The following is an 18249-nucleotide window of genomic DNA, read 5'->3' on the forward strand; positions in this document are numbered from 1 at the left end:
TCCATCGGGCGCGAGAGCTAGCCGGACCGATCTCCCCAGGAGTGATGGTGGCCTCTTCGACTCCGCTGGATCCGGGCCGAGCCAGAGCCGGCGACCGTACCGTGACCGGCGCGCGCACGCTGATGCTGGTCCTGGCCACGGTGGGTTTCGCGCTCAATTTCTGGGCGTGGGCGCTGCTGAGCCCGCTCGCGCCGCGGTTCCGCGACGACCTCGGGCTGAATTCCTTCCAGGAATCGCTGATGGTGGCCGTTCCGGTGATCGTGGGTTCGCTGGGACGGATCCCGGTCGGCGCGCTGGCCGACCGCTACGGCGGGCGTCTGATGTTCCCGGCGGTTTCGCTGATCACGGTGCTGCCGGTGCTGTTCCTGGGCCTGGTCGGGCATTCCGCGTTGGCAGCCCTGCTGATCGGCGGTTTCTTCCTCGGCATCGGCGGCACGGTGTTCGCGGTCGGTGTGCCGTTCGTGAGTGCCTGGTTCCCGCCCGAGAAGCAGGGGCTGGCGATCGGTGTGTACGGGATGGGCATGGGTGGTACCGCCATCAGCGCCCTGACCACCGTGCGCCTGGTGGACGCGGGCAATACCGCCACACCGTTCCTGCTGTGCGCGGTCGCGCTGGTGATCTACGCGACCGCCGCCTGGTATCTGCTCCGTGACGCACCCGGCCGCACCCCACCCACCGAATCCGTCACCGCCCGGCTGAACCGGACCGTACGGCTGCCCGCGACCTGGGCGGCTTCGGCGCTCTACGCCGTCACCTTCGGCGGCTTCGTGGCGTTCTCCGTCTACCTGCCCTCTTACCTGCGCACCGCCTACGACCTGTCCCAGACCGACGCGGCCAACCGGATGGCCGGGTTCGTGCTGCTCGCGGTGGTCATGCGACCGGTCGGCGGCTGGCTGGCCGATCGGTTCGACGCGCCGACGGTGCTCGCCGCCATGCTGTGTGCCGTCGTGATCGCCGCCTCCGTGCAGGCCACGACCCCGGGCCTGGCGCCGGTCGGCACCCTCGCCTTCCTGGTGCTGGCCGCCGCGCTCGGCGCGGGTAGCGGCGCCACCTTCGCGCTGGTCGCCCTGATCGCGCCCGCGGGCAGAGTCGGAGCGGTCACCGGGTTCGTGGGGGCGGCCGGTGGGCTGGGCGGCTTCGTGCCGCCGCTGGTGATGGGCGCCGTCTACGAGGCGACCTCCGACTACGGCCCGGGTCTGCTGGCGCTCGCGGTGGTGGCGCTGGTCGCGCTGCTGTTCACGCTGATCGTGGTGCGCCACCAGGTGGAGCGGGACCACATATGAGGCGATACCTCAGCCGGCGCTCCGGCCTTCGCGGGGCCGCCACCACACACCTCGAGGGAGGTGCGATACCGCCGCTACCACGGCTTCCGCAGACCACGAGTGCACACTTCGAAGGAGGTTCTATGACTCATCGCCGCCCGCGGCAGGCGGGGCTCGACGACGAACTGACCGAAGCGCTGGTGGGTACCCGGCGGTTCTTCACCCGCGCGCAGATCTCCCCGGACCGGCGTTCGATGTTCGAGGTGGGCGGGCGGCAGGCGGACGAGTTCTACCGGGACCGCTGGAGCCACGACAAGGTGGTGCGTTCTACGCATGGCGTGAACTGCACCGGATCGTGTTCCTGGAAGATCTATGTCAAGGACGGGATCATCACCTGGGAGACCCAGCAGACCGACTATCCGTCGGTGGGCCCCGACAAACCCGAATACGAGCCACGTGGTTGTCCGCGCGGTGCCGCGTTCTCCTGGTACACCTACTCGCCGACCCGGGTGCGCTACCCGTATGTGCGAGGTGTGCTGCTGGAGATGTATCGCGCCGCGAAGGCCGCCACCGGCGATCCGGTGACCGCCTGGGAAACGATCGTCGAGGACCCGGATTCGGCCCGGCGGTACAAATCCGCGCGCGGTAAGGGCGGTCTGGTGCGGGCCACATGGGACGAGGCGACCGAGATGATCGCGGCCGCCCATGTGTACACCATCGCCCGGTACGGCCCGGACCGGATCGCGGGGTTCTCACCGATCCCGGCCATGTCGATGGTGTCGCACGCGTCCGGATCCCGGTTCGTCTCGCTGGTGGGCGGGACGATGCTGTCCTTCTACGACTGGTACGCGGATCTTCCGGTGGCCTCGCCGCAGGTGTTCGGCGATCAGACCGATGTGCCGGAATCGGGGGACTGGTGGGACGCGGGCTATCTGATCATGTGGGGGTCGAATCTGCCGGTGACCCGGACTCCGGACGCGCACTGGATGGCCGAGGCCCGCTACCGCGGGCAGAAGGTCGTCGCGGTCTCCCCGGACTACGCCGACAATGTGAAGTTCGCCGACGAATGGCTGGCGCCGCACCCCGGTACCGACGGCGCGCTGGCCATGGCGATGGGGCAGGTGGTGCTGCGCGAGTTCTTCGTGGAACGCGAGGTGCCGTATTTCGCGAGCTACGTGCGTCAGTTCACCGATCTGCCGTTCCTGGTCCGGCTGGTGGAGACCGAGGGCGGCTATACCCCGGGCAAGTTCCTGACCGCCGCCGACCTCGACGAGCACGCCGGGTTGGAGAACGCCGCGTTCAAAACGGTGGTGCTCGACGCGGCCGGCCGCCCGGTCGTTCCGAACGGTTCGGTGGGTCATCGCTACGGCGAAGCCGGGGTGGGGACCTGGAATCTCGACCTCGAGGGGGTGGTGCCCCGGTTGACACTGTTCGGCGAGACTGCGGTGTCCGTGCTGCTGCCCCGCTTCGACACCGCGGCCGGTGACGATCCGACGCTCCGGCGCGGCGTGCCGGCGCGGCGGGTGAACGGCCATCTGGTCACCACGGTGTTCGACCTGATGCTGGCGCAGTACGGGGTGCACCGGGACGGCCTGCCCGGGGTCTGGCCCATCGACTACGACGATTTCTCGCACCCATACACCCCGGCCTGGCAGGAAACGATCACCGGTGTACCGGCCGCCGCGGTCCTGCGGATCGCGCGCGAGTTCGCGGCCAATGCCGAGGAGAGCCACGGCCGTTCGATGATCATCATGGGCGCCGGGACCAATCACTGGTTCCACTCCGACACGATCTACCGTGGGTTCCTCGCCCTGACCACCCTCACCGGATGCCAGGGCGTGAACGGTGGTGGCTGGGCACACTATGTGGGCCAGGAGAAATGCCGGCCGGTCACCGGGTGGACACAGCTGGCCTCGGCCCTCGATTGGTCGCGGCCGGCGCGGCAGATGATCCAGACCGCCTTCTGGTACCTGCATTCCGACCAGTTCCGGTACGACTGGTTCGGTGCCGACAGACTCTCGGCCACCCCGGGTGCCGGCCGGCTGGCGGGAATGAGCACCGCCGACGTGATCGCGCAATCCGCGCGTCTGGGCTGGATGCCGTCGTATCCGACCTTCGACCGCAACCCATTGGAACTGGCCGATGCCGCCGCGGCCGAGGGCGGCTCGGTGACGGGCTATGTGGTCTCCGAACTGCGTTCGGGGCGGATGCGTTTCGCCTGCGAGGACCCCGATGCCCCGGAGAACTTCCCGCGGATACTGAATGTGTGGCGGGCCAACCTGCTCGGTTCCTCGGCCAAGGGCAACGAGTACTTTCTCGAACATCTGCTGGGCACCGAATCGTCGCTGCGGGCCAAACCTACTCCGGCCGGCGCGCGCCCGCGTGATGTGGTGTGGCGGCCGGACGCGCCGCGCGGCAAACTCGACCTGCTGCTGACCCTGGATTTCCGGATGACCAGCACCACGCTGTTCTCCGATATCGTGCTGCCCGCCGCGACCTGGTACGAGAAACACGATCTGAACACCACCGATATGCACCCGTTCGTGCACTCGTTCAACCCCGCCATCGCACCGCCCTGGCAGACCCGCACCGATTGGGACGCCTTCCGGGCCATCGCCGAGAAGTTCAGCGAACTCGCCGGTCCGCGGCTCGGGGTCCGCAAGGATGTGGTCGCGGTGCCGCTGTTGCACGACACCCCGGACGAACTGGCCACCCCGCACGGCCGGGTCGCGGATTGGAAGACCTCGGATGTGGAACCCATTCCCGGGGTGACCATGCCGAAACTGGTGGTGGTGGAGCGCGATTACGGTGCGATCGCGGCGAAGATGAACGCGCTCGGCCCGCTGGCGGAAAAACTCGGCGGCACCACCAAAGGCGTCACCTTCGATTTCGGGCCGGAGGTCGAGTACCTGCGGCACAAGAACGGCGTGGTCCGCGGCGGACCGGCCGACGGGCGGCCGTCGTTGCAGCGCGGTATCCAGGCGTGCGAGGCGATCCTGGCGCTGTCCGGCACCACCAACGGGCGCCTGGCCACCGAGGGTTTCCGCACCCTCGAACAGCGCACCGGAGTGCGGCTGGCCGATCTGGCCGCCGAACACGAGGGTAAACAGATCACCTTCGCCGACACCCAGGCCGCCCCGGTACCGGTGATCACCTCGCCGGAATGGTCGGGGTCGGAAACCGGGGGGCGCCGGTATTCGCCGTTCACCATCAATATCGAACGCCGAAAACCCTGGCATACGCTCACCGGCCGCCAGCATTTCTATCTCGACCACGACTGGATGACCGAACTCGGCGAGGGGCTGCCGGTGTACCGGCCGCCGCTGAACATGGCCGCACTGTTCGGCGAACCCGTACTCGGTTCGACGGGGGAACTGGGCGTCACCGTCCGCTACCTCACTCCGCACAGCAAATGGTCCATCCATTCCGAATACCAGGACAACCTGTTCATGCTGAGTCTTTCGCGCGGCGGGCCCACCATCTGGATGGCGCCCGCGGATGCCGCGACCATCGGCGTGGCCGACAACGAATGGGTCGAGGCGGTCAATCGCAACGGTGTAGTGGTGGCGCGGGCGGTGGTCTCGCACCGGATGCCCGCCGGGACCGTGTACATGTACCACGCACAGGACCGGCTCATCGATGTGCCGATCAGCGAGACCTCCGGGCAGCGCGGCGGTATCCACAATTCGCTGACCCGGCTGCTGGTCAAACCCAGCCACCTCATCGGCGGCTACGCCCAGCTCAGTTTCGCGTTCAACTATCTCGGACCCACCGGTAATCAACGCGACGAGGTGACCGTGATCCGTCGTCGCAGCCAGGAGGTGAGCTACTGATGCGGGTGATGGCGCAGATGGCGATGGTGATGAACCTCGACAAATGTATCGGCTGCCATACCTGTTCGGTCACCTGCAAACAGGCGTGGACGAATCGGTCGGGCGTGGAATATGTGTGGTTCAACAATGTGGAGACCCGGCCGGGGCAGGGCTATCCGCGTACCTACGAGGATCAGGACCGGTGGCGTGGCGGCTGGGAACTGAACTACCGGGGCAGATTGCAACTCAAAGGCGGCGGCCGGCTGCGCAAATTGTTCACCATATTCAGCAATCCCATTCTGCCCGCGCTGAGTGATTACTACGAACCCTGGACCTACGACTACGAGAATCTGACCACCGCGCCGGCCCAGCGGCACACTCCGGTAGCCCGGCCGAAATCGCTGATCAGCGGCGGGGATACGAAAATCGAATGGTCGGCGAACTGGGACGACGATCTCGGCGGCGCGCCCGAATACGGCCACCGCGATCCGCTGCTGCGCAAACTGTCCGAACAGGTGCGTTTCGAATTCGAGCAGACCTTCATGTTCTATCTGCCGCGGATCTGCGAACACTGCCTGAATCCGTCCTGTGCCGCATCGTGCCCTTCGGGTGCGATCTACAAACGCAGCGAGGACGGCATCGTCCTGGTGGACCAGGACCGGTGCCGGGGCTGGCGAATGTGTGTCTCGGGCTGTCCCTACAAGAAGGTCTATTTCAATCACCGCACCGGGAAGGCGGAGAAATGCACCTTCTGTTTCCCGCGGGTGGAGGTCGGGCTGCCGACCGTTTGCGCCGAGACCTGCGTGGGCCGACTGCGCTATATCGGGCTCGTTCTCTACGACGCCGACAAAGTGCTGGAGGCCGCGGCCACCCCGGACGAACACGGGCTCTACGAAGCGCAACGGGAGGTCTTCCTCGATCCCGCCGACCCCGAGGTGCGGCGGGAGGCCGAACGCGCGGGTATTCCGTGGGACTGGGTGGAGGCCGCCGACCGGTCGCCGATCTATTCGCTGATCAACACCTACAAGGTCGCGCTGCCTCTGCATCCGGAATACCGCACCATGCCCATGGTCTGGTACATCCCGCCGCTGTCGCCGGTGGTCGATATCGTGCGGGATACCGGCCACGACGCCGAGGATCACGGCAATCTCTTCGCCGCCATCGAGGCATTGCGAATTCCGGTGGACTATCTCGCGCAGCTGTTCACCGCGGGCGATCCCGGCCCGGTGACCGCCATCCTGCGCCGGCTGGCCGCCATGCGCAGCTATATGCGCGATATCAATCTCGGCCGGGAACCCCAGGAACGTATCGCCGAGGCGGTCGGTATGTCGGGTGAACAGATCTACGATATGTTCCGGTTGCTCGCCCTCGCCAAATACGATGAGCGCTATGTGATTCCACCCGCGCACACCGAATCGGCGCACGGGCTCGAAGAACTCGCCACCGAATGCAGTCTCGACTACGCGGGCGGTCCGGGAATGACCGGCTCCGGGCCATTCGGCGAGAATTCGGGCGGGGTCTCGTCCATCGCCGTGGAGAACTTCCGGATGCTGCGCAACCGGCAGACCTCCGAAACCTCCACCAGTATCGGCGGCCGTGGCCGGGTGAATCTGCTCAACTGGGACGGAAAGGTTCCCGACGGGCTGTTCCCGCCGGAGGGCGTAAACCGGGGTCCCGGTGACATGGAGTCGCCGCGATGAAAACGACCAGGACGAACGCCCTCGACCCGGCCACTCGGGCCGCGGCCTGGCAGGTGCAGTCCCTGCTGCTCGGCTATCCGGACGAATCCCTGCGCCGTAATCTCGATCTGCTGAGCACGGTGTCGGCGACGCTGCCGCCTCCGGTCGGCGCTCCGCTCACCCGGTTCCTCGGCCATGTGCGAACCCGGTCTGTCTTCGAACTCGCCGCCGACTATGTGGCGACCTTCGACCACCGCAAACGATTCAGCCCTTATCTCACCTACTTCGCCTACGGTGACACCCGCAAACGCGGTGTCGCCCTGTTGCGGTTCAAACAGGCGTACCGCGAGGCCGGGCTGACACTCTCCGAGGAGGAACTGCCCGACCACCTGTCCGTGGTGCTGGAATTCGCCGCGGCCGACAACGCCGAGACCGGGTTGCGTCTGCTCACCGAGCACCGAGCCGGTCTCGAGGTGATGCGTCGCGGCCTGCGGGAGACCGGCTCGGCCTGGGCCGACGTTCTCGAATCGATCACCGCCACCCTCCCCGCCCTCGCCGGGACCGAAGAGGACGCCGTCGCCCGGCTCATCGCCGCGGGCCCACCGGAGGAAGCCGTCGGCCTGGCCCCGTTCGCCCCGCCACAGCACCTCCCCGATCCCGCCGTATTACCAGCGTCCCGGAGAACCCCGGGGGGCACGGAGACGGCCGCGACCTTCCCGGGGTCGTCGGCGTTCGAGGTCGGGGCCCGCGCCGGTTCCGGAGCGACAGAGCGAAGGAGCGCAGCGACCGATCGGCGCAGTGGAGAACCGGGATCACGAGGGCCCCGACATGCGGCGCCGGAGGTGTCGCAAAGCAACACGGAGGCGTGCCGATGAACTCATTGCTGCTCGCCGCACCTGGTGAGAACCTCACCGCGTTCGACATCCTGCTGTGGGTCGCCCTGCCCTACGCCGCCATCGCGACCTTCCTGGTGGGCCACTACTGGCGCTACCGCTACGACAAATTCGGCTGGACCACGCGCTCCTCCCAGCTCTACGAGAGCCGCCTGCTGCGGCTGGGCAGTCCGCTTTTCCATTACGGAATCCTGCTGGTGATCGTGGGCCATATCGTCGGCCTGCTGGTTCCGGAGGGTTGGACCGAGGCCGTCGGCGTGGGCGATTCGGTGTACCACATGGCCTCCGCCAGTCTCGGGATCGTGGCCGGTGTCGCCACCCTGGCCGGTGCGGCCATCCTGATCTACCGCCGCCGCACCACCGGACCTGTCTTCTCCGCGACCACCCGCAACGACAAGATCATGTACGTACTGCTGCTCGGCACGCTGGTACTGGGCTTCGGCACCACACTGGTGAACAATGCGAACAACCATCCGCATGACTACCGGGAGACGGTCTCCCCGTGGTTCCGCTCCGTCCTCTCCTTCCGCCCCGACACCGACCTGATCCTCGCCGCGCCCCTCGGTTTCCAGCTCCACGTGATCGCCGCCTGGTTGCTGTTCGCATTCTGGCCGTTCACCCGGCTGGTCCACGTGTTCTCGATGCCGATCGGGTACCTGACCAGGCCCTATATCGTCTACCGCAGCCGGGACCGGGAGTTGGGATCTCGGCCGCAGCGGCGGGGGTGGGAACGGATCCAGTAGGACGACCGTGTTTCCACTATGCCCTTGTCGGCTATCGTCATATATGACACCATACGCATATGTCACTTAAGCGCACTATGGTGTATGCCGATCCCGAGGATCTCGCGATCATCAAGGAAGCGGCGGCGCGTACACAGACGAGTGAGGCCGAAATAATCCGCGAAGGTATTCATTTGGCGGCACTCCGAGTACGGCGACGTTCCGAGCCGCTGCGCCTGCGCCGGTTCGCCAGCGGCGATCCCACCCTGGCGGATCGTGTCGACGAAATCCTTGCCGACGACGACGCGGAATGACCGCCTCCACATCTCCGGCGCGTATAGGGATCGTCATCGCGGACACTTCCGGCCTCCTCGCCGCCTTCGATACGTCCTCGGCCGAAAGTGACAAGGCTTTCGCGGTCCTCGAATCGGCCGGGCTCGTGGTTCTGTCGCCGCTCGTCCTGGCCGAACTCGACCACGTGGGCCGTCGTGCGCTCGGACAGCGGCATGCCGTCTCGATGATCGAGGATATTGCGGCCGAAGCGCGTAGCGGTTCATTCGAAATCGCCACGGTGACAACGGATATTCTCGACCAGGCCAATGCCGTACGCACTCTCTATCCAGCGCTGTGTCTCGATCTCGCGGATGCGGTATGTGTGGCCCTCGCCGCTGAATACGAAACGAATTCGGTGCTCACGCTCGATCGCCGTGACTTTCGGGCACTCGGCCCGCTGACCCGCCACCAAGCGTTTCGGGTTCTTCCCGACGACCTGTGACTGTCGCGGACGAGGCGCTTTCGGGGGCCTGCCGAACTCGTGCTTCGGCTGCCACGCGCTGTTATCGGCCCGGGGGCGGAGAAAGCTGGATCTCGGCTGGTGGCTGATGCCACGCATATCCTTGACGTAATGATCGCGTCAACCTATCGTTGCGGAATGCTGTTTCCCACACCTGCGCTGACCAGCGAAGACAGCGACGTGCTGGCCGAGGTGGACCGCATGCGGGGCGAGCTTCGTCGTCGGCTGCAAGAGGTGCCTGCGAAGTGGGCCGGGGGGTTGCGGAAGTTTCTCACAGCCGACGCCGTGGCGGCGTCGAACTCCATCGAGGGTTTCAAGGTGGCCACCATCGACGTCGAGGATTTGCTCGCCGGCGAGCGCGATGTAAATATCTCCGAGGAGAACCGCGCCGAGACACTCGCCTACGAGCAGATGATTACCTACATCCAGACCCTGCACGATGTCGAGGATTTCGCCTACAGCAAGGTGTTGCTCAACGCGCTGCACTGGATGTTGCAGGGGCATAGGCATTCTCCGCGTAAGCCGGCGGGACAGTGGCGACGGGGGTCGGTCTATGTGACCGATGCCCGCGACCCGAGCATCGCCGCGTACACCGCGCCGGAGGCCGATGCGGTGCCTGCGCTCATGGCGGAGCTGGTGGAGTGGCTGGAGACAGTGGACGGCACCCATCCGCTCGTCCGTGCCGCGATGGCCCATCTGCATCTTGTGTCCATACATCCCTGGGCCGACGGAAACGGCCGGATGTCGCGCTCGCTACAGACGCTGATGATCGCGCGGGAGGGGGTGCTCGCTCCGGAGTTCTCTTCGATCGAGGCATGGCTCGGGCGACCGGGCAATACGTGGGAGTACTACCAGGTGTTGGGACGCCGGGGTAGTGAGTATCTGCCCGACCAGGATGTATCGGAGTGGATTCGGTTCAATCTGATCGCCTACCACCAGCAAGCGCAGACTGTGCATGCGCGCTTCGTCCGGTCCGGACGGGTGTGGGAACACTTGCTGGAGTTTGCCGTCGCCGAGTCACTCGACGAGCGGCTCGTCACCGCGTTGCACGACGTCGCGATGGCGGGCCGGGTACGCCGGAGCCGCTACGAACGCAGCGAGAGTCTGAGCGTTCAGCAGGCCCAGCGGGACCTGCGTGAACTGGTGCGTCGGCAGATCCTGGAGCCGGTGGGACGGACCCGCGCCCGGTTCTATGTCGCCGGTGCTCGCTTTCCCGAAAAGGTTTCCGAGGTGGCGCATACGCCGACGACACTGCGGAACCCCTACCGCACGTAGTCGTTTCCCGCCGACCGCCGGTCCGTGGGTCCGAGCGCGAACTCGGGCGGCGGTGCGGATCGTGATCGTCTGTCGGGTGTGGCGTACCACTCTGGTCCAACCATGCGAATGCGTGTTAACTTAAATCGAACGGTCATTAACTTGACCGGCCGGAACGAGCAATTCAGGAGGGACCATGCAGTCCGCCGTCATCGTCGATGTGGTTCGCACGCCGTCCGGGAAGGGTAAGGCCGGTGGGGGGTTGTCCGGGGTCCACCCGGCGACTCTGCTGGCCGGGGTACTGAGCGAGCTGCTGCAGCGCAACGACCTGGATCCGGCGCTCGTCGACGATGTGATCGGCGGCTGCGTGACCCAGAGCGGGGAGCAGGCCTTCAATATCTCCCGCACCGCCGTACTGGCCGCCGGATTCCCCGAATCGGTACCGGCCACCACGGTGGACCGGCAGTGCGGATCCAGCCAGCAGGCCGCGCATTTCGCCGCGCAGGGTGTGCTCGCGGGCGCCTATGATATCGCCATTGCCTGCGGTGTCGAGTCGATGAGCCGGGTGCCCATGTTCTCCAACGCGCAGGGGCGCGACGCCAATCGCGGTCCCATCGTGCACCGGTACCCGGAGGGTCTGGTGCAGCAGGGTGTCGCCGCCGAGATCCTGGCGGCGCGCTGGAAGTTCGACCGGGCCACCCTCGACGAATTCGCGGCCCGGTCCCATCGGCTGGCGGCCGAGACCGCCGCGGCCGGCGGGTTCGACCGGGAGCTGGTCGCCGCCGGGGCGCTGACCGCGGACGAGACCATCCGGGCCGGATCCACTCCGGAGAAGCTCGCGGGCCTGAAGCCGGCCTTCGTCGACGAGCAGTACACGCGGCGGTTCCCGGAGATCGACTGGTCCATCACCCCGGGCAACTCCTCGCCGCTCACCGACGGGGCGTCGGCCGCGCTGATCATGAGCGAGCAGGCCGCTAGGAAGCTCGGACTGCGGCCGCGGGCGCGTTTCCATTCCTTCGCGGTGGTGGGTGACGACCCGCTGCTCATGCTGACCGCGCCCGTGCCGGCCTCGAAGAAGGTGCTGGAGCGGGCCGGGCTGACGATCGACGATATCGACGCCTACGAGGTCAACGAGGCGTTCGCGCCGGTGCCGCTGGTCTGGCAGCACGAGCTGAACGCCGACCCGGAAAAGCTGAACCCGCGCGGTGGGGCCATTGCGCTGGGGCACCCGCTGGGCGCCTCGGGGGTGCGGATCCTGGCCACCATGGTCAACCATCTCGAGCAGACCGGTGGCCGGTACGCGCTGCAGACCATGTGCGAGGCGGGCGGTCTGGCGAACGCCACCATTATCGAACGTCTCTGATCACCGAACACGGCCCTCGGGACTACCCCGGTCCCGAGGGCCGTGTTCCGTGAGGTGCGCCGTGGGCCCGAGGCTGTGGTGCAGGCTTGCCGCCGGTCGAAGGGGAACCACGGTGCGGCTCGGGTCAGAAGCGGCGTGCTCCGACCACGGGCGAATACGACATCGGCGATATCTCCACGGTGGAGGTCGCGGCGTGGATCACCTGACCGTCTCCGGCGTACAGCGCCGAATGGCCACCACCGCTGTAGGAGATCACATCGCCGACACGTAGCTGGTCGAGCGGTACCGGTGTACCGGCGGCCAGCTGGGACCAGCTGGTGCGCGGTACCTGCACTCCGGCCTGCTGGTATGCCCACTGCACCAGCCCCGAACAGTCGAAGACGTTCGGTCCGGCACCACCGGTGACGTACGGTGCCCCGAGTTTGCTGCGCGCCGCCGCCACGGCGATATCGCCGACGGCCGGGGCGGGTACTACGGGCGGGGTGAGTGCGCCGATACCGGGGATTTCGGCCGGGAGGGGTATCTGATCGGGAATTTCGAAGGTGCCGAAGCCGGGCAGGGTGACCGGCTGGGCCTGGGCGGGTGCCGTTGTTCCGAGAATGGCGCCGGCCGCGGCGGCGAAAAGGGCCAGTGCGGCGCAGCGCTGACGTATCGGTACAGAATCCATAATTGCGGTCCTCCGTGCTCAGGTCGAGAGCCGGTGGGAGCGCCAACGGTTCGTACCGCCGAATGCGCGAGGAGAACATCACCGACCACTCGAACAGCGTTGGAAATACACCACAGCTATATGTCGGTCCTGCAAACCCGGGGAGTCATATTTCGCGTGATCGCACGCCGATCGGTAAACGACACGGGCAATGCGGATCACGAAAAAATAACTATCTGTATTTCCGCAGCGTAGCGGCGGTGTCCGAATTCAGCTCGGGCGATATCTGGCCTTGATGTGGAACCGCTCGCCCTGCGGACCGTAGATGCTCAGGTACTCCACCGGATGTTCGTCGGCGTTGCCGAACCAGTGCGGCAGATGGGTATCGAATTCGGCCACTTCCCCCGGTGTCAGGATCATGTCCCGGTCGCCGAGTATGAGCCGGAGTCTGCCGTTGAGCACATAGAGCCAGTGGTAGCCCTCGTGGGTGTGCATTTCGGGTTCGGCCGCGGCGCGGCCGGACAGGATCTGTTTGTAGGCCTGCAGGCCGCCCGGTCGGCGGGTCAGCGGGATGAAGGTCTGACCGTGCCGGGTCACCGGGCGGGTGTGGACCCGGGGGTCGCCGGTCTCCGGCGCGTCGACGAGTTCATCCAGCGGCACCTGGTGGGCCTTGGCCAGTGGGAGCAGCAGTTCGAGGCTGGGTTTTCGCTGCCCCGATTCCAGGCGCGACAGCGTGCTCACCGGGATGCCGGTGACCTCGGACAGTGCTGCCAGCGTCGTACCGTTGCGGCGGCGTAGTTCGCGCAGCCGTGGGCCGATCGCCTCGATGACCTCGCCGAACTCCCGATCCATCCTTCTATTGCAAAACTGGCAAATAAATTTGTCAAGCCAGCTGTTTGCTCGAATGCTGGGGTCATACCTCACGAGATCAGGAGTAAAGGATGGACCAGCAGTTCTGGGACGATATGTACGGCGAGAGCGAACGGCGGTTCAGCGGGTTGCCGAATGACGCCCTGGTGGCGGAAGTGACCGGTACGGCACCCGGCCAGGCCCTCGATCTCGGCTGTGGGGAGGGAGCGGACGCCTACTGGCTGGCCGAACAAGGCTGGCAGGTGACCGCGGTGGATATCTCGCAGGTCGCGCTGGACCGCGCGGCGGCCGGGTACCCGGAGATCTCGTGGCAGCGCGCCGATATCACCGTCACGCCGATGCCGCCCCGTTCCTTCGACCTGGTGTCGGCGTTCTATTTTCCGATCGCGCACGAAACCGATCACGCCACCGTGCGCGGGTTGCTCGCGGCCGTGGCCCCGGGGGGAACCCTACTGTTCGTCGCGCACGACCCCACCGAATTCCCGCCGCGCGAGGAGCATTCGCACGGGAGTGGGCATTCGCACGTGGGCGACGGACCCTCACCTCGGTTCGACCCCTACGAGTTCTATCAGCCGTCCGAGATCATCGAACTTCTCGGTGACGGCTGGACCGTGGAGGTCGACGAGCGCCGCGACCGCAACCGGCCCGCCGCCGGACATCAGGTCAAAGACCTTGTCCTGCGGGCACGGCGCGTGCGCTGACAGCGCGGCGTGGGCTCGGTCACCCGGATATCTGCCCACCTCGGGTTTCGGTGATCGGCCGAGTCCGCGCGTCGTAACGCGCTTCTATCAGAGCTGATTGCTATCGTCGGCTCCACCTGTGTGCGGAAACTACTGTCGGCGCCGACTGTGCGCGGAAACCGGAACCACGAGGTGGAGGGTTTGTTCATGCGGCTGTACCGGGTTCACGGGCTCGCGGCCGCGGCGGCCGCCACCGTGGTAGTCATCGTGACCGTGATCCTGGTGGTGGCAACCCAATCCGCGCGCCACCCGGTGCACCGCGACACCTCGCCGGCGGTATCGCCCGCCGAACTCGCCCAGCAGTGGACCGATCTGCACGACGGTCCGCAGCCGTATCCCGAAACGCGGATCGACAAAGACGTACTGATCACCATGAGCGACGGTGTGGTGCTGAAAGCCGATGTGTACCGGCCCGCGGCGGCCGGCGGGGCGGTGGAGATCCGCCCGTTGCCCACGATCGTCACCATGACGCCGTACTCGAAAATGATGTCGAGCATGATCGATTCGGCGCTTGGCGACCCCGAAGTGCGACGGTGGACCATGGATCTGGTCCGCCGGATCAACCTGACCGGCACCCCGATCAGCGGATTCGAGGATCTGCTGCACGCGCTGGACGGCGGCACGGTGGCGACCGTGCTCGGGCTCGACAGCCAACTCGTCCGCGCCGGTTACACGGTCGTCTCCGTCGATGTGCGCGGTACCGGGCAGTCGCAGGGGTTGTGGGACACCCTCGGTGAGCGCGAACAGCTCGATACCCGCGAGGTGATCGAATGGTCGGCGCGGCAGCCGTGGTCCAACGGGCGGGTCGCCATGAGCGGTGGTTCCTATGCCGGGATCAACCAGTTGCGTGCCGCGGAGAACGCCCCGAAACCGCTACAGGCCATCTTCCCGGTCGAACCGGGTAGCGATCTCATGCGCGATGTGGTGGCGCCGGGCGGCGGTGTCGGCGTGACCTTCCTGCCGCTGTGGCTCAATCAGGTGAACCAGGCCAAGCTCATGCCCGATGTGAAGGCCATGCTCAACGGCACCTTCGACTGGCAGTGGCTCAGCGACCGTATGGCCGATCCCGCGACGAACTACGATCTGCTCGCCCAGGCGCTGCTCACCCCGTCCCTGCGGGATATGCCGCCGGCCCTGGCCGACGCGTTGGACGAGAACAGCGCCTTCCGCCAGGGCATCATGGGCCATCCGGAGAAGATCACCGTGCCGACCTTCGTCTACGGCGGCTGGCACGATATCTTCGCCAACAGCGCGACCACGCTCTACAACGACATCCCCCTGCCGCCGGGCCGCAAACAGCTCATCGTCGGCGACACCTACCACGCCAACCCCGGTGCCGGGACCGGACGCCCCGGGGCGCCGCCGCGACTGGACGTGCTGCAACGCGCCTGGTTCGACCACTGGCTCAAGGATATCGACAACGGCATCACCGACTACGGGCCGGTGATCGTCTGGGAGCAGGGCGGGGACTGGGTCGTGCTCGACCGGTTCCCCCAGCCGGGTATGACGCACCGGCGGGTGTATCTGTCCGGGGCGGCGAGCGGAACGACCGGCGACTCGCTCCACGACGGTTCGCTCACCGATCGGCCGGGCGCGTCCGAACGGCTCACCGTGTCCCCGGGCCTGACCAATTTCTGCTCGCGGGACATGGCGCAGGGTTCGGCGGGGATCGGCGCGGCGCTGGATATGTGCGCCAAGGATTCCCGTATCGCCGAACGCAACGCGCTCACCTTCACCAGCGAGCCGATCGCCGAACGCACGATTCTGTCCGGCCCGATCAATGTGCACCTCAACACCGTGCACGACACCGCGGACGGCTACTGGAACGTGACGGTCAACGATGTGGCGCCCGACGGTACCTCGACGGTGCTGAGCACCGGCCAGCTCACCGCGTCGCTGCGGGCGATCGACGAATCCCGCAGTACCCGCTCGGCCAACGGTGACCTCACCGCGCCGCACAATCCGCTCACCCTCGACAGTGTGCAGAAAGTGGTGCCGGGCGAGCCGGTGACGCTCGATATCGCGGTCATCCCGATCCAGGCGGTCCTGGCGCCCGGGCACCGGCTGCGGCTCGACGTCTTCGCCGGCAATTCGCCGAAGGCATTGGCATTCCGGCCCATGCTGAACGACAGCGAGCTCGCACCGCAGCATCTGGAACTGGATCCGGCCGCGCCGAGTTTCGTCAACCTGCCCACCGACCGGCCGCTATTCGTCTCGCCCGCCGAACCCGCGCAGGCCGCGCCGCGCCCGGTGCCGGCTCCGGCTTCGCAGCCGGTACCGGCACCGCAGCCCGCGCAGGCCCCCACTCCGCCCGCGGCCCCGGCGAACCCGTCCGCCACGCAGCCGAACCCGCCCGCCGCGCGGCCCGAGAAGCCGAACCCGCCCGCCGAACATTCGGCACAACCGGCGGTTCCGACCGCACAGCCGGGAATTCCGGGCGCACAGCCGGCCGAAACCCACGTACCTCAGGGGGCTTCCATGCCGTCGGCCCCTTCGGCCGAGGCGCCCGTTCCCGCACCGGAGCCCACCGCGCGCCCCGTCGAGGTCGCACCGCGGCCCGTGCCCGCCGCGGTTCCGTAGACCACCCGGATCGCGACCGCGTTCGCCCTACTGCCGCGCGCCCGCCGACTCCGGCGGTCTCCGTGATCCCGGCCCGCCGGTATCCGGGCCGCTGCCCGGACATGACGCAGATCACCGCGGGATTCGCCCGGAGCGGTCGCGCGCCCGCCGGCGCGTCGTAAGGTTTCGCCCATGGTGTCGCAAGAGAGGGCCGAACTGGTGCGGGCGGCGGCCGAGGCGAGCCTGCTCGCCGGTCGCCGACGCTACAACCGCAACGAGGTGGCCGAAAGAGCCGAGGTGACACCCGAGCTCGCCCGGCGGCTGTGGGTCTCGCTCGGTTTCCCGGCCAGCGAGGACGATTGGGCGCGCGATTACACCGACGCCGATATCGCGGCCATTCAGCGGTTCCGGGAGGTGGGTGCCCTGGCCGGGGCCGATACCCGGCAGCAGGCCGCGACGGCTCGCACCATCGGGCAGACCATGGCACGGCTGGCCGAATGGCAGGTGGATCTGGTCCTGGCCGAGATCGATCGACGCGTCGCCGCGGCCGGAACGGACGGGGACCGGGAACAGATCACCCGTACCGCCACCGCGGAGACGGTGGAACTGCTGGAGGGCCTGCTGTCCTACGCCTGGCGGCGCCACCTCGACGTGGCCCTCTCGCGGAATCTGGAGGAGACCGGTCCGCCCACCGATTCCACCCGGGTGCTGGCCGTCGGATTCGCGGATATGGTCGGCTACACCCGGCTCACCCGGCATCTGCATCCCGACGAACTGTCCACGCTGCTGGAGGCGTTCGAATCCACCACCAACGACGCCATCGCCGAGAACGGCGGCTGGGTCGTCAAGAACGTCGGCGACGAAGTGATGTTCGCGGCCGAATCGCCGCTGGCCGCGGCCCGGATCGCATTGGCCCTCCAGGAATCCACCATGACGGTGGGCACCACACCGGAGCTGCGGATCGCGCTGGCCTACGGGCCGGTGCTGCAACGTTTCGGCGACCTGTACGGCTCGGTGGTGAATATCGCCGCCCGGCTCACCGGTGTCGCCCGGCCGGGCACGATTCTGGTGGACGACGGGGCCGCGGCGGAACTGGACGGCGAGTCCGAGCTGAGCATCAAACACCTGCGGAGTGTGCGCGTACGCGGGTTCAACCGGCTGCGTCCGCATCTGCTCCGGCGCAACGGCCGGGCCGCGTCCTGACCCCTCCCAGCGGCATTATCGGTTTCAGCATAGAAGATTTCTGACACCGTAAATCTCATATGGGTAGGGTCGTCGCGGGAGCCGGTCGCGGCTCACGCGTGAAAAGGAGACCAGGATGGCCAAGGGCTACGTCATCGTGACCGAGCTGATCAAGGACCCGGCGGGGATGGCCGAATACGGTAAGGCGGCCGGAAAGGCGATGGCCGCCGGGGTGAAGGTCCTGGCGATCGACACCAAGTTCGAGGTCCTCGAAGGGGAATGGCCCGCTACTCAGACCGTGGTGCTGGAATTCGAATCTCCCGAAGCGGCCCGGGCCTGGTACGAGTCCGAGGAATACCAGGCGGCGATCCCGCTGCGTCGGGCGGCCGCGGACTGCAACGCGGTAATCGTCAACGGGCTGTAGTCGCCCCTGTCCGGGTGCGGCCCGCGTAGGGCCCTCCGGCCGTGGCGGTT

The 18249-nt window shown here is 67.1% G+C and carries 14 protein-coding genes and 1 pseudogene; 13 read left to right on the top strand and 2 right to left on the bottom strand.

What is annotated here, in order from left to right:
* The first annotated feature begins 44 nt into the window (after positions 1-44).
* From ACQPYS_RS02925 to ACQPYS_RS02965, 9 genes are all read left to right on the top strand, one after another.
* Positions 45-1283: an MFS transporter gene (locus ACQPYS_RS02925; RefSeq protein ID WP_431941143.1), complete on the top strand. Its 1239-nt coding sequence runs from the start codon at positions 45-47 to the stop codon at positions 1281-1283.
* Positions 1284-1405: 122 nt separating this feature from the next.
* Positions 1406-5095, top strand: a complete 3690-nt coding sequence (locus tag ACQPYS_RS02930; RefSeq protein ID WP_433491618.1) for a nitrate reductase subunit alpha — start codon at positions 1406-1408, stop codon at positions 5093-5095.
* On the top strand, positions 5095-6774 hold the full coding sequence (narH, locus tag ACQPYS_RS02935) for a nitrate reductase subunit beta (RefSeq protein ID WP_431941145.1): 1680 nt from the start codon (positions 5095-5097) through the stop codon (positions 6772-6774). The genes ACQPYS_RS02930 and narH overlap by 1 nt, the downstream gene beginning before the upstream one ends.
* A complete protein-coding gene (gene narJ, locus ACQPYS_RS02940) occupies positions 6771-7628 on the top strand; it encodes a nitrate reductase molybdenum cofactor assembly chaperone (protein WP_433491619.1) in 858 nt (285 codons plus the stop codon). Before narH ends, narJ begins: the two co-directional genes overlap by 4 nt.
* A complete protein-coding gene (gene narI, locus ACQPYS_RS02945; protein WP_431941147.1) occupies positions 7625-8389 on the top strand; it encodes a respiratory nitrate reductase subunit gamma in 765 nt (254 codons plus the stop codon). Before narJ ends, narI begins: the two co-directional genes overlap by 4 nt.
* A gap of 59 nt (positions 8390-8448) precedes the next feature.
* Entirely contained in the window at positions 8449-8682 is a 234-nt protein-coding gene (locus tag ACQPYS_RS02950) for a ribbon-helix-helix protein, CopG family (protein WP_063035543.1), read from the top strand.
* On the top strand, positions 8679-9143 hold the full coding sequence (locus ACQPYS_RS02955; RefSeq protein ID WP_433491620.1) for a PIN domain-containing protein: 465 nt from the start codon (positions 8679-8681) through the stop codon (positions 9141-9143). Before ACQPYS_RS02950 ends, ACQPYS_RS02955 begins: the two co-directional genes overlap by 4 nt.
* Positions 9144-9242: 99 nt before the next feature.
* On the top strand, positions 9243-10436 hold the full coding sequence (locus ACQPYS_RS02960) for a Fic family protein (protein WP_433491621.1): 1194 nt from the start codon (positions 9243-9245) through the stop codon (positions 10434-10436).
* 175 nt (positions 10437-10611) lie between these two features.
* Positions 10612-11778: a thiolase family protein gene (locus ACQPYS_RS02965; RefSeq protein WP_431941150.1), complete on the top strand. Its 1167-nt coding sequence runs from the start codon at positions 10612-10614 to the stop codon at positions 11776-11778.
* Between the two features lie 124 nt (positions 11779-11902).
* Here the strand turns inward: ACQPYS_RS02965 and ACQPYS_RS02970 are convergent, their stop codons facing one another.
* Both ACQPYS_RS02970 and ACQPYS_RS02975 read right to left on the bottom strand, forming a co-directional pair.
* The gene (locus ACQPYS_RS02970) at positions 11903-12445 is read right to left on the bottom strand and encodes a C40 family peptidase (RefSeq protein WP_063035546.1); all 543 of its coding nucleotides are present in this window, start codon (positions 12443-12445) and stop codon (positions 11903-11905) included.
* A 249-nt stretch (positions 12446-12694) separates the two neighbouring features.
* Positions 12695-13276, bottom strand: coding sequence for a helix-turn-helix domain-containing protein (locus ACQPYS_RS02975; protein WP_063035547.1), 582 nt, complete (start codon positions 13274-13276; stop codon positions 12695-12697).
* A gap of 89 nt (positions 13277-13365) precedes the next feature.
* On the opposite strand from ACQPYS_RS02975, the gene ACQPYS_RS02980 reads away from it, so the two are divergent.
* The 4 genes and pseudogenes from ACQPYS_RS02980 (at position 13366) to ACQPYS_RS02995 (ending at position 18199) form a co-directional block, all read left to right on the top strand.
* Positions 13366-13995, top strand: coding sequence for a class I SAM-dependent methyltransferase (locus ACQPYS_RS02980; RefSeq protein ID WP_433491622.1), 630 nt, complete (start codon positions 13366-13368; stop codon positions 13993-13995).
* Positions 13996-14181: 186 nt separating this feature from the next.
* A pseudogene (locus ACQPYS_RS02985) lies at positions 14182-16242 on the top strand (CocE/NonD family hydrolase); the annotation flags it as partial.
* A 543-nt stretch (positions 16243-16785) separates the two neighbouring features.
* Entirely contained in the window at positions 16786-17796 is a 1011-nt protein-coding gene (locus tag ACQPYS_RS02990; protein ID WP_433491623.1) for an adenylate/guanylate cyclase domain-containing protein, read from the top strand.
* Positions 17797-17911: 115 nt separating this feature from the next.
* Entirely contained in the window at positions 17912-18199 is a 288-nt protein-coding gene (locus ACQPYS_RS02995; protein WP_431941153.1) for a DUF1330 domain-containing protein, read from the top strand.
* Positions 18200-18249 lie beyond the last annotated feature (50 nt).

Source organism: Nocardia grenadensis (genome assembly GCF_050942415.1).
In the GTDB taxonomy this organism is placed as follows: Bacteria; Actinomycetota; Actinomycetes; order Mycobacteriales; family Mycobacteriaceae; genus Nocardia; species Nocardia grenadensis.